At 63.6% G+C, this 12,936-nt stretch carries 7 protein-coding genes; 5 read left to right on the plus strand and 2 right to left on the minus strand.

The window, feature by feature from the left end; translation table 11 throughout:
* Positions 1 to 55: 55 nt before the first annotated feature.
* Positions 56 to 2,200, minus strand: a complete 2,145-nt coding sequence (locus tag QUG01_RS18460) for an EAL domain-containing response regulator (RefSeq protein ID WP_500831359.1) — start codon at positions 2,198 to 2,200, stop codon at positions 56 to 58.
* Between the two features lie 125 nt (positions 2,201 to 2,325).
* Here QUG01_RS18460 and QUG01_RS18465 point away from each other — a divergent pair, with 125 nt between their 5' ends.
* From QUG01_RS18465 to QUG01_RS18475, 3 genes are read left to right on the plus strand one after another with little or no spacing between them, the layout of a single operon-like run.
* Positions 2,326 to 6,003: a response regulator gene (locus QUG01_RS18465; RefSeq protein ID WP_500831360.1), complete on the plus strand. Its 3,678-nt coding sequence runs from the start codon at positions 2,326 to 2,328 to the stop codon at positions 6,001 to 6,003.
* Entirely contained in the window at positions 6,000 to 7,700 is a 1,701-nt protein-coding gene (locus QUG01_RS18470; RefSeq protein ID WP_500831361.1) for a chemotaxis protein CheB, read from the plus strand. Before QUG01_RS18465 ends, QUG01_RS18470 begins: the two co-directional genes overlap by 4 nt.
* A complete protein-coding gene (locus QUG01_RS18475) occupies positions 7,697 to 10,102 on the plus strand; it encodes a response regulator (RefSeq protein WP_500831362.1) in 2,406 nt (801 codons plus the stop codon). The genes QUG01_RS18470 and QUG01_RS18475 overlap by 4 nt, the downstream gene beginning before the upstream one ends.
* 22 nt (positions 10,103 to 10,124) lie before the next feature.
* On the opposite strand, the gene fabI is transcribed toward QUG01_RS18475, so the two are convergent.
* Positions 10,125 to 10,910, minus strand: coding sequence for an enoyl-ACP reductase FabI (fabI, locus tag QUG01_RS18480; RefSeq protein ID WP_043625557.1), 786 nt, complete (start codon positions 10,908 to 10,910; stop codon positions 10,125 to 10,127).
* A 194-nt stretch (positions 10,911 to 11,104) separates the two neighbouring features.
* Between fabI and trxA the strand changes: the two genes are divergently transcribed.
* Both trxA and rho read left to right on the plus strand, forming a co-directional pair.
* Positions 11,105 to 11,431 (plus strand): thioredoxin TrxA, encoded by a 327-nt coding sequence (trxA, locus tag QUG01_RS18485; protein ID WP_043625554.1) that lies wholly within the window; start codon positions 11,105 to 11,107, stop codon positions 11,429 to 11,431.
* 123 nt (positions 11,432 to 11,554) lie between these two features.
* Positions 11,555 to 12,811, plus strand: a complete 1,257-nt coding sequence (rho, locus tag QUG01_RS18490; RefSeq protein WP_103318719.1) for a transcription termination factor Rho — start codon at positions 11,555 to 11,557, stop codon at positions 12,809 to 12,811.
* Positions 12,812 to 12,936: the final 125 nt, after the last annotated feature.

A 12,936-nucleotide genomic window follows, 5' to 3' on the forward strand; every position in this document is an offset into this window, starting at 1 on the left:
GAGATGGGAAAAGTGTGCCATTGCCGAGGCGGGGCTGGCAATGGATGGCTTGGTGTCAGAAATATTCGACGCCGGCCTGCGGACTGAAATTCGCCCGCTGCAGGATGAAGGCTTCCGCCTCCGCGGCGGGCACCGGCTTGCACAACAGGTAGCCCTGCACCACGTCGACCTGGATGCTGGAGAGGAAAGTCAGCTGTTCCTTGGTTTCCACGCCTTCCGCCACCACCCGCAAATCCATGCGATGGGCAAGATAGGCGATGGTGTCGCACAAGGCGGTGTCTTTTTCGTCGCTGGCGATATTGCGGATGAACGATTGATCTATCTTCAGCGTGTCCACCGGGAAGCGGGTGAGATAGGACAGCGAGGAGTGGCCGGTGCCGAAATCGTCTATCGAGCTGTGAATGCCCATGGCGCGGAACTGCTGCATCATGCGGATGGATTGCTGCGGCGACAGCATGGTGCAGGATTCGGTGATTTCCAGCTCCAGCGATGCCGGCGCGATGCCGGTTTCCTTCAGCACCTCGGCCACGAACTCCGGCAGCTCCTGGTCGGTGAATTGCGCCACGCTGAGGTTGACCGCCATCTTGATGTCCAGGCCGCAGCCTTTGTCGTGCCAGCGCCTGAGCTGCTGGCAGGCCTCGCGCAGCACCCAGCGTCCCAGCGGCAGGATCAGGCCGGATTGTTCGGCGATGGGGATGAACTGGCCTGGCGAAATCATGCCTTTCTTAGGATGCTGCCAGCGCACCAGCGCCTCCACGCCCACCACCTGGCCGCTGGCCAGTTCGATCTGCGGCTGGTAGTGCAGCACCAGCTGGCCTTTTTCAATGGCGTGGCGCAGCTCCTTTTCCAGTTCGATGCGCTCGCGCATCTGCTTGCCCATTTCCGCCTGATACAGTTCGATGTGCCTGGTGCCGCGCTGTTTGGCCTGGTATAGCGCCATGTCGGCGTCGCGCAGCAGCTCCTGGCCGTTGCAGCCGTGCGGCGCGCCCAGGCTGACGCCGATGTTGGCGGCAATGCTCAGCATCATTTCGTCCACGGCGAACGGCGCGGTGATGGTGTCCAGCACATGGCTGGCCAGCGCCTGCGCGGCTTTGGCATGGGCGATGCCGGTTTGCAGCAGCACAAACTCAATGCCGCCCAGCCGGCCGGCATAGCCCGTGTTGCCTGCCAGTTGGCGCAGCCGGTCGGCCACGCAGCTGAGCAGCAAGTCGCCGATGCGGTTGCCGTAGACGTCATTGATGTATTTGAAGTCGCCCAGATCTATCAGCAGCAGCGCGAACGGCGGCCTTTCCTCATCGCTCAGGGCGCACAGCGCGTTCAGCTGCTCCAGCAGGCCGCTATGGTTGTACAGGCCGGTCAGATTGTCGAAATACGCCAGCCGGTTGATTTTTTCCTGGGCGGCCATGCGCGAGGAAATGTCGATGTAGCTGACGCGCAGCAGGTGGCCGGTTTCGCTGGGCAGCTTGCTCAGCCTGACCTCGCACGGCACCGTTTCCCCATCCGGCCGCTGTATGACGCGCTCGAATACCTGCACCTCGCCTTGCATGGCGCGGGCGGCATGCATGCGCACGGTTTCCATGGCCGGCAGGCCATCGGGCTGCTCCGCGGAGTACAGATCGCCCGGCGTCAGGCCTATCAGCGTCTGCAAGGGCCGGCCGGTCAGCAGCTCGGCCTGGCGGTTGGCGTCGACAAAGCGGCCGGTATCCTTGTCGAACACCATGATGGCCTCCGGCGCCTGTTCGATCAGCGCGCGGAAACGTTGCTCGCTCAGCCGCAGCGATTCGGTTTTTTCCTCAACGAGCTTGCTCAGCCGCTGTTTCAGACGGGACAGGTCCAGGTGGGTGTTGACCCGGGCCAGCAGCTCGCTGCGTTCGAACGGCTTGGCGATGAAGTCCACCGCGCCGGCGGAGAAGCCTTCCACCCGGATATCCGCGTCGGAGATGGAGCTGAGGAACAGCACCGGAATGTCGCGGGTGCGGGCATTGAGCTTCAGCTCGCGGCAAACGGCGACACCGTCCATGTCCGGCAGGCTGAAGTCCAGCAGGATCAGGTCCGGCGGTTGCTTTTGCGCCAAATCCAGCGCCTCGGCGCCGCTTTGCGCCGAGCTGACCTGGAAGCCCTGGGTCGATAGCAGAGCCAGCAGCATCATCAGCGTAGTCATGGTGTCGTCGACCACCAGAATGTTGCCAGTAAGCTGCATGCATCCCCTCCTCGGGAATAGGCCCGATGTCTCCAGTCTAGTCTTTTTTCTTTGTTTAGTGATTTTGTTAATTGTCTAAACTGCAACAGTTAATGTCGCGTTTGCGGCCATGCCGGGAGATTCGCGTGAAATTGACCGTTGGCAAGAATATGGCGCTGCTGGTGCTGGCCGCGCTGCTGGGCTTGGCCTTGTTGACCGGGCTGGAACAGTACCTAATGGAGAGGGTGTACGAAGGCGCCAATAACGCCAATATCAATGCGGTGCCGAGTTTGAAAATTCTCGGCGAGCTGCGCCGCAATTTTCAGGAAATCAGCACTCAGGCCGGGCGGCTGGATTATGGCGCGGACACGGCCGAGCGCAACCGGGTGGAAGAAAAGTTGCAGGTGGCGCGCGACAACGTAAGCAATGCGCTCCACGCTTATGAAACCGATGGCTGCGCGGGCACCATTTGTTTTGCCGACGAGATGGACAAGGCCTATCTGGGAAAAGAAAAGCCGGTTTGGCGGCAATACCAGATGCTTCTGGACAAAATGCTGCAGGAAAAAGGCTCTAGCGAGCAAAGCGTGGCCAAGGCCCATCAATTGCTGCTGCAACTGGACCCTGTGTCCGACCAGATGCTCAAGTTGATCGATGCGCATATTGATTACAACATCGTCATCGCCAAGCGTTTTTCCGACGAGGCGGCGGTGACCAAGCGCAATGCCATCTTGATGACTTTGTTCATCTGCGGCCTGATGCTGCTGGTCATCGCGGTGATCGGTTACTGGACGACACGGTCGATCTTGGGGCAGCTGGGCGGCGAGCCATCGCAAGCGGCCGAGATCGCCGCCCGCCTGGCCGAGGGCGATCTGGCCAGCGATATCCAGCTGAAGGCGGGCGACCAGAGCAGCCTGATGGCGCGGATCAAGTTGTTGACCGAATCGTTGGAACACCTGGCCAACCGCGCCTACGCCATCGGCCAGGGCGACCTGAGCCAGGAGGTCAAGCTGGCCTCGTCCAAGGACAGGCTGGGCATCGCCATCAACGAGATGATACGGATGCTGCGCATCGCCCGCGCCGAGGACGAGCGGCGCAACTGGCTGAAGGACGGCTATAGCGAAGTTTCGGCGGCGCTGACCGGCGATCTGACCACCGAGCAGCTGGCGGATGCGGCCATCGGGCTGATCGGCCGTTATCTCGACGCCGGCCGCGGCGTGTTTTATCTGTATCGCGACGCCGAACAGCGGCTGGACCTGATCGGCAGCTATATGTACACCGAGCGCAACAGTCTCGGCGCCACCTTTGCCTTGGGCCAGGGCGCGGTGGGGCAGGTGGCGCGCGAGCGCAAACCCATCATCCTGGAGGTCAGCGACGACGCCGCCGCGCCCATCGTCACCGGCACCATGCTGGCGTTGCCGCGCTTCACTTATACCTATCCGCTGCTGCATGAGAAAGAACTGGTCGGCGTGATCGAGCTGGCCAGCTTCGAGCATTTTGACGAACGCAAGCTGGAATACCTGTCCAACATCACCGGCATGCTGGCTTCTTTCCTGTTCGCCGCCGAGCAGCGCGTTCATATCCGCAAGCTGCTGGCGGCCAGCGAGGAGTCCGAGCGCGAGATGCGCGCGCAGAGCGAGCAACTGCGAGAGAGCAACGCCCGCATGGAGGAGCAGCAACAGCAGCTGCAGCAACAGGCCGAAGAGCTGCAACAGACCAATGCCCAGATGGAAGAGGCGCAGCAGCTGTTGCGGCAGCAGACCGAGGAGCTGCAGCAGACCAATGCGCAGATGGAGGAATCGCAGCAGCAGCTGGAGCAGCAGAATCAGGAGCTGGAAGAGGCGAAAAGGCAGCAGGAGGCCAAGGCGCGGCAGCTGGATCAGGCCAGCAAGTACAAATCCGAATTCCTCGCCAATATGTCGCACGAGCTGCGCACGCCGCTGAACTCCATCATCCTGCTGTCCAAGATGATGGTCAGCTCTGAAAATGGCGAGGTGCAGGGCGAGGCGCAGAAGTGGGCGCAGGTCATCCATCGTTCCGGCGAAGACCTGCTGCGGCTGATCAACGACGTGCTGGACCTGTCCAAAGTGGAGGCCGGGCGGATGGATGTGCATCTGGCCACGCTGAGCACGCGTGACCTGTGCTTCGAGCTGCAGGGCATGTTCGAACATCTGGCGCGCGACAAGGGGCTGGATTTCGTCATCGACGACCAGCTGCGTCGCGATTTCGTGTCCGATCCGGACAAGTTGTCGCAGATACTGCGCAATCTGCTGACCAATGCCATCAAGTTCACCCGCGAGGGCAGCGTCACCTTCCGGCTCAGCCACCATCCGAACACGGCGCTGCCTATCCGGCTCAGCGTGCGCGATACCGGCATCGGCATTTCCGAAGACAAGAAGGGCGTGATTTTCGAGGCCTTCCAGCAGGCGGACGGCTCCACCTCGCGCGAATTCGGCGGCACCGGGCTGGGCCTGACCATCAGCCTGCGCTTCGCCCAGATGCTGGGCGGCACCATCGAGCTGGAAAGCAAGCCGGGCGAAGGCAGCGAGTTCATCGTCTGGCTGCCGGAAAGCGCCGCGGCCTCGCGCGAGGCGGCCAGCCTGACGCCGCCGCCGCGGCTGGAGATGGCGCGCGACGACAGGGACGCGCTGCAGCCGGGAGACCGCGCGGTGCTGCTGATCGACGACGATCCGGTGTTCGGCCAGATGCTGCTGACGATGAACCGGCGGCTGGGCTACAAGACTTTGCTGGCCGGAACCGGCGGCGAGGGGCTGGAATTGGCCGAGCGCCATCAGCCGGCGGGCATTCTGCTGGACCTGGGCTTGCCGGACATGGACGGCACCCAGGTGCTGCATGAGCTGAAAACCCGGCAGGCGCTGGCGGCCATCCCGGTATACATCGTCTCGGCGCGCGACCGCGACGAAGCCTTGCTGCAGCAGGGCGCCATCGGCTTCTTGCGCAAACCCGCCAGCGACAAGCTCTTGGCGGCGGCCGAGGCCGAGCTGGTGCGCGCGGTGGGAGGCCACGCCGGCGGGATTCTGGTGGTGGAGCGCGGCGGCATCAGCCGCGATGAAGTGGCGGAGCTGGTGGGCGAAACCGGCGGCGCCATCGTCGGCGTCGGACCCGATGCCGACTGGCCGGCCTTGTTGCGGGAGAGCCGCTGCCGGCTGGCGATCATCGATCTGGGCGCGGCGCCGGTCGCCGCCAGTCTGGCGGTCGCCGCCGCCTTGCGCGAGGCCGATCCGGCCATCTCGCTGGTGTTCTACGCCGGCCAGAGCCCGGACGACGAGGACGAGGCGGAACTGCGCGCCTACTCCGACTGCATCATCGTCAAGACGCCGCAGGCGGGGCAAAGGCTGCTGGAAAACGTCGAGCGCTTCCTGCGCGACGTGCCGCGGCAGCAGGCGGCCTTGAAAGCGCCGCCTGCCGCAGCAGGCAGCCGGCTGCTGGAAGGGCGCAGCATCCTGGTGGTGGATGACGATCCGCGCAATCTGTTCGTGGTGACGGCCGCGCTGGAGCGGCACGGCGCCAAATTGTCCAGCGCCGTCAACGGCCGGCGCGCGCTGGAGTTTCTGGAGCAGCAGCGGCCGGATCTGGTGCTGATGGACATCATGATGCCGGAGATGGATGGCTATCAGGCCATCGCGGCGATCCGGGCCAACCCGGCCTGGGTCGATCTGCCGGTGGTGGCGATCACCGCCAAGGCGCTGCCGGCGGAGCGGGAAAAGATACTGGCTACCGGCGCCGATGACTATCTGTCCAAGCCGGTGGACTACGACGTTTTGGTGGCCAAGGCGGCGCAATGGTGCGAGGGCCGGGCTAAATGAGCGTGACGGTTCAGCAGCGCGGCGGGCAGTGCAAGGCGGCGGTGCTGGGCCGGCTGGATACGCATGAGGACCGCTCGGCGCTGCTGGCCTTGCTGCGCACGGAGCCGGCCGAGTCGCTGGAACTTTGCTTTTACGATGCGGATATCTTGCCGTCGGATGTGCTGTTGGCCATCGCGGACCGGCTGGACGCCGGCGGCAAACTGAAAATACAGGCCTATCACGCCTTGCTGGCGCACAGCCTGGCGCGGCTGAGCCTGCCGACGCGGCAGGTGGCGGCCAAGGTGGAGCAGCCGGGCGAAAGGCCGCCGCTGCGCGCGCTGGCGCTGGCCGGCTCCGCGCAGAGCCTGGAGCCGATTCTGCGCATCGTCGAGGCATTGCCGCTGTCGGACGTGGTGGTATTCATCGCCCAGCATGTCCAGGAGGATCAGGCCAATCTCTTGGATCAGCTGCTGAAGACACGCACCGGCTATGTAGTGGAAATGCCGCAGCAGATGACGCCGGCGCGGCCGGGCACGGTATACGTGGCGCCGCCCGGCCATCATATGAAGGTGGCGCACGGTTACGTCTATTTGACGCGCGACCGCCAGATACAGTTTGCCCGGCCCTCCATCGACGTGCTGTTCCAGTCTCTGGCCGCGGAGTATGGGGACGGCGCGCTGACGGTGCTGTTGTGCGGCTATGGACGCGACGGCGCCGATGGCTGCGCCGCGCTGCGCCAGGCGGGCGGCTGCGTCATCGTGCAGGATGGCGACGAGTGTGCGCCGGCGCGGGCCATGCCGGACGCCGCGCGCAACGACGGGCATTACGATTTTGTGCTGAAGCTGCCGGCCATCGCCAGCCTGGCCGCCTCGGCCGCGGCCGGCGCGGAGGCGGAACCCGACGGCGCGCTGCTGGATCTGTTTCTGGAGGCGCTGTCCAGCCATTATGGCTACGACTTCCGCCACTACCAGCGCGACAGCCTGAAGCGCCGCATCCTCAATCTGATGAGCCAGTTCAATCTGCGCGCTTTCTGCGATTTCCAGCGGGCGGTGCTGACCGACGCGGCGCTGTTCGAGCGCCTGTGCGCCGAGCTGCCGGTGGGGGTGACCAGCTTCTTCCGCCATCCGCAGCAGATGAAGCTGCTGCGCGATGAGATTCTGCCTTATCTGTCCAGTTTTCCGCTGATCAAGCTGTGGTCGGCCGGTTGCTCCACCGGCGAAGAGCCGTATTCGCTGGCCATCGTGCTGGAGGAACTGGGCCTGCTCGACCGCAGCCACCTGTTCGCCACCGACCTGAATCCGTACTTGCTGGAGCTGGGCAGCAGCGGGCTGTTTCCGGCCGGCGCCCTGGCGCTTAACCGCGAAAACTATCTGGCCAGCGGCGGGCCGCGGCTGTTCGACGCCTATCTGGCCGCCAACGGCCGTTTCCTGAAAATGGAAGACAGGCTGCGCCAGCGCATCCTGTTCTATCGCCACTCGCTGACCGAGGAAGGCATCTTCAATGAATTCCAGCTCATTGTCTGCCGCAATGTGTTGATCTATTTTGACGCCGAGCTGCAGCGCCAGGTGCTGCGCCGCTTCGCCCGCTCGCTGCATGCCGAAGGCTTTCTGGCGTTGGGGCCGCAGGACGGCTTGCACCGCCAGGCGCTGGATGCCGGCTTCGAGCCGTATTGCAGCGGCAGTTACCTCTATCGCGTCGGCAGAGGAGCGGAACGATGAGTGCCAGCTTCGCCATTCTGGTGGTGGACGACAATCCCAACAACCGCGTCACGCTGCGCGCCTTGTTGTCCAGGCTGTCCGACTGCGAGGTGCGGGAGGCCGCCTCCGGCGAAGAAGCGCTGATGGCCACGCTGGAGCACGAAGTCAATTTGATCCTGCTGGATGTGCAGATGCCGGGCATGGATGGTTTCGAGACGGCCGGCCATCTGCAGATGACCGAGCGCACCCGCGGCATCCCCATCGTCTTCGTCACCGCCATCTTCAAGGCCGAGGAGTTCATCAGCCGCGGCTACGGCCTGGGCGCGGTGGACTATCTGATGAAGCCGCTGGACGACAATCTGCTGCTGAACCGGGTGCGGCTGTACCAGAAGCTGCATGAGCGCGAGACGGCGCTGCACGCGCGCAGCTTGGCGCTGCAGCAGGCCAACAACCAACTGACCGAGGCGTTGGGCGAATTGCAGCGCAGCAGCGCCGAACTGGCGGAGGCGCGAGACGCCGCCGAGGCCGCCAATCGCGCCAAGAGCGATTTTCTGGCGGTGATGAGCCATGAGATACGCACGCCGCTGAACGGCGTGATCGGCATGACCGACCTGCTGCTGCGCACCCGGCTGGACGAACAGCAGCGCCATTACGTCAATGTGGTGCATCGCTCCGGCGAGAACCTGCTGTCCATCATCAGCGACATCCTGGACTTCTCCAAGATCGAATCCGGCCGTTTCGAACTGGACAGCCAGCCGTTCTGCCTCAATCAACTGGTGGAGGAGATCGTAGAGCGACTGGCCCCGGTGGCCTGCGGCAAGGGCCTGGAACTGATGTGCGCGCTGCCCCTGGAACCAGTGGATGTGTTCGGCGACGGCAAGCGGCTGGGCCAGGTGCTGACCAATCTGGTCGGCAACGCGGTGAAATTCACCGAGTCCGGCCAAGTGGTGGCGCGGGTGGACCGGCTAGAGGAGAGTAAAACCGAGGTGGCGTGCCGCTTCAGCGTCCGCGACACCGGCATCGGCATTTCGCCGGAGCAGCGCAGCCGGCTGTTCCAGCCGTTCTCTCAGGCCGACAGCTCCACCACCCGCCGATTTGGCGGCACCGGTTTGGGGTTGGTGATTTCGCAGCGGCTGGTGGGCATGATGGGCGGCGCTATCGATCTGGAAAGCGAACCCGGCGTCGGCACGGAGTTTCATTTCATCCTGCGGCTGCCGCGCGCGCCGCGCAGCCAGCCGGCGGAGCCGACCGAACTGCTGAGCCGGCTGCATGTGCTGGTGTTGGATGACAACGCCACCAATCTGGAAATCCTGCGCAGCCAGCTGGAGTCCTGGCGTTGCCTGGTGAGCGTCTGTCAGCACCCGGCCGAGGCCTTGGGCTTGCTGGCGGCGCCGGAAGGACGCTACGACCTGATCCTGTCCGACATGATGATGCCGGAGATGGATGGGCGGATGTTTCTGGAGGCGGCGCGCCAGCGCATGGGGGACGCCATGCCGCCGGCCATCATCCTGAGCTCCGCCGCCGATGATTTCCAGCAGCTGAATGCCGCCGCCAAGCTGGCGCGCCAGGTGTTGACCAAGCCGGTGCGGCGATCCGACCTGTATAACGCCTTGTTGCAGGCAAGCGCGCCAAATAGCGACGCTGAAGGCGTGCACGGCGCACCGCCGCAGACGCTCAGCGGCAGAGTGTTGCTGGTGGAGGACAATCTGGTCAATCAGGAACTCGCGCAGGCCATGCTGCGCAATCTGGGGTGCGAGGTGGAACTGGCCCGCAACGGCGAGGAGGCCTTGGCGCGTTGCGCGCAGACCCGTTTCGATCTGGCTTTGATGGACTGTGAAATGCCGGTGCTGGACGGATGGCAGACCACCCGTGCGATTCGCGAGCGCGAAGCCGGCGGCGAGCGGCTGACCATTATCGCGCTGACCGCGAATGCCGGCGCCGGCGAGCGCGAGCGCTGCCTGCAGACGGGCATGGATGACTATCTGGCCAAGCCGTTTACGCAGAATGCCTTGCTGGAAGTGCTGGCGCGCTGGATGAAGCCGGGGGCCGATCGCCCGGATGAGGCGTCGTCTGACGCGGAAGAGGAGGGATGGCTCGATCAGCAGGCGCTGGCAGGCATCCGCGACATCGATCCCGGATTGTTGCCGCGGATGGTGGCGGCCTGGCTGGTGGAAGGGCCGCGGCTCTTGGCCGCCATACATCAGGCGGCCAAGAGCGGCGACGGCAAGGAGTTGTTTCGCGCCGCCCATGCGCTGAAGAACGGCGCCGGCAGCGTAGGCGCGCAGCGACTGGCGGAGCTATGCCGGCTGCTGGAGCAGCTGGGCAAGGCCGACGACCTGGTGGATGCGGCCAGTCTGGTCGAAGACCTGGATCAGGTGTTCTACCACTCGCAGGAGGCGCTGAAGGCGCTGCGCGAAGAGTAGCGCGGGAGCGCGCGATGCTTGCTTATTCCGGCACGTTCAGCGCGTTGACGCTGTAGCCGGCGTCGACGTAGGTGATCTCGCCGGTGATGCCGGAGGACAGGTCAGACAGCAGGAAGGCGGCGGCGTTGCCCACTTCTTCGGTGGTCACGTTGCGGCGCAGACAGGCTTGGCCGGCCGCCATGTTCAGCAGCTTGGAGAAGCCGGAGATGCCGGAGGCGGCCAGGGTCTTGATCGGGCCGGCGGAGATGCCGTTGACGCGGATGCCTTCCTTGCCCAAGCTGGCGGCCATGAAGCGGACCGAGGCTTCCAGGCTGGCCTTGGCCAGGCCCATCACGTTGTAGTTCGGAATCGCCCGCACCGCGCCCAGGTAGGACAGCGTCAAGAGCGCGGCCTTGCGGCCCTGCATCATCGGGCGGGCGGCCTTGGCCAGCGCCGGGAAGCTGTAGGACGACACGTCGTGCGCGATCTGGAAGGCCTCGCGGCTCAGCGAATCCAGGAAGTCGCCTTCCAGCGCTTCGCGCGGGGCAAAACCGATAGAGTGCACCAGACCATCCAGGCCATCCCATTCCTTGCCCAGCTCGACGAACAGCTGATTGATCTCGTCGTCGTTCTGCACATCGCAGCGGTAGACCAGCTTGGAGCCGAAGTCCGCCGCCATTTCACGGACGCGAGTCTCCAGCTTGTCCACCACATAGGTGAAAGCCAGTTCGGCGCCTTCGCGATGACAGGCTTGCGCGATGCCGTAAGCGATGGAGCGGTTGGAGATCATGCCGGTGATCAGGATTTTCTTGCCTTGCAGAAAGCCCATTTGGTGTCCTTCACATGTAAACAGCGCGACATTATACCGAATGGCAGCCATTTGCAGCAGCCATCCATGCGCTGGATGCAGTATATAACCCGATGATAGGCAGGGATTCTTCCGCGCAGCATGCGGTTGCCGCGAGCGGCTGCGCTTGCTACCATCGGGGATTAGGCAAGCTATTTAATTTCGACGAGGAAGCCATGAGCGATTTGATCCATCACGTAACCGACGATTCTTTCGAACAAGACGTGCTGAAGGCCGACACCCCGGTGCTGGTTGACTACTGGGCCGAATGGTGTGGTCCGTGCAAGATGATCGCTCCGATTCTGGACGAAGTGGCGACCGCCTACGCCGGCAAGCTGAAAGTGGCCAAGCTGAACATCGACCAGAACGAGCAGACTCCGCCGAAGTTCGGCATCCGCGGCATCCCGACCCTGATGCTGTTCAAGGATGGCCAGGTTGTGGCCACCAAGGTTGGCGCGCTGTCCAAGAGCCAGCTGACGGCCTTCATTGACAGCCAACTGTAAAGCGTCTATTCTCCACGCACAATCTTCAAGGCGGGTGGCATAAAAAGCCGCCCGCTCCGTTTACGCTTCCACACCCCCGACGGCGTTCCGCCTGAATACTACCGAGTCGACCTCACGACCGCTATGCACTTATCTGATCTCAAACATCTTCATGTTTCCGAGCTCGTGGAAATGGCGATTTCCAACGAGATCGAAGGCGCAAACCGTCTGCGCAAGCAGGATCTGATCTTCGCGCTTCTGAAAAACCAGGCCAAAAAAGGCGAGAGCATCTTCGGCGAGGGTACGCTGGAAGTGCTGCCGGATGGCTTCGGCTTCCTGCGCAGCCCGGACACCTCGTATCTGGCTGGTCCGGACGACATCTACGTCAGCCCGTCGCAGATTCGCCGCTTCAATCTTCACACCGGCGACTCCATCGAGGGCGAGATCCGCACCCCGAAGGACGGCGAGCGCTACTTTGCGCTGGTGAAGGTGGACAAGGTCAATGGCGAAGCGCCGGAGAACTCGAAGCATAAGATTCTGTTCGAGAACCTGACCCCGCTGTTCCCGACCGAGCAGTTCAAGCTGGAGCGCGACATCCGCGCCGAAGAGAACATCACCGGCCGCATCATCGATCTGATCGCGCCCATCGGCCGCGGCCAGCGCGCGCTGCTGGTGGCGCCGCCGAAGTCCGGTAAAACGGTGATGCTGCAGCATATCGCGCACGCCATCACCGCCAACCATCCGGACGCGGTGCTGATCGTGCTGCTGATCGACGAACGTCCGGAAGAAGTGACCGAGATGCAACGCTCGGTGCGCGGCGAAGTGGTGTCGTCCACCTTCGACGAGCCGGCCACCCGTCACGTGCAGGTTGCCGAAATGGTGATCGAGAAGGCCAAGCGCCTGGTCGAGCACAAGAAGGATGTGGTCATCCTGCTGGACTCCGTCACCCGTCTGGCCCGCGCCTACAACACTGTGGTGCCGGCCTCCGGCAAGGTGCTGACCGGCGGCGTGGACGCCAACGCCCTGCAGCGTCCGAAGCGCTTCTTCGGCGCCGCGCGCAATGTGGAAGAGGGCGGCAGCCTGACCATCATCGCCACCGCGCTGATCGATACCGGCAGCCGCATGGATGACGTGATCTACGAAGAATTCAAAGGCACCGGCAACTGCGAGATCCATCTGGATCGCAAGATGGCGGAAAAGCGCATCTTCCCGGCGATGAACATCAACCGCTCCGGCACCCGCCGCGAAGAGCTGTTGATCCCGCAGGACCAGCTGCAGCGGATCTGGGTGCTGCGCAAGCTGCTGTACCCGATGGACGACCTGGAAGCGATGGAATTCCTGCAGGACAAGATCAAGGCCACCAAGTCGAACCAGGCTTTCTTCGACTCGATGCGCCGTTAAGCGGCCCTCGTCGCAAAACATGCCAGACCATGCCGGTCTGGCATTTTTTTTGGCTATGTCCCAATTACAAGTTGGTAACTACACTGAAGTAAGCCTCTCACCAGGAGCGTGATGATGGATACCCA

Source organism: Chromobacterium sp. CCUG 76385 (assembly GCF_059916625.1).

Bases quoted from the DNA above. Each gene is read 5' to 3' on its own strand.
- QUG01_RS18460 (WP_500831359.1), bottom strand. From the start codon at position 2,200: ATGCAGCTTACTGGCAACATTCTGGTGGTCGACGACACCATGACTACG.
- QUG01_RS18470 (WP_500831361.1), top strand. From the start codon at position 6,000: ATGAGCGTGACGGTTCAGCAGCGCGGCGGGCAGTGCAAGGCGGCGGTG.
- QUG01_RS18475 (WP_500831362.1), top strand. From the start codon at position 7,697: ATGAGTGCCAGCTTCGCCATTCTGGTGGTGGACGACAATCCCAACAAC.
- fabI (WP_043625557.1), bottom strand. From the start codon at position 10,910: ATGGGCTTTCTGCAAGGCAAGAAAATCCTGATCACCGGCATGATCTCC.
- trxA (WP_043625554.1), top strand. From the start codon at position 11,105: ATGAGCGATTTGATCCATCACGTAACCGACGATTCTTTCGAACAAGAC.
- rho (WP_103318719.1), top strand. From the start codon at position 11,555: ATGCACTTATCTGATCTCAAACATCTTCATGTTTCCGAGCTCGTGGAA.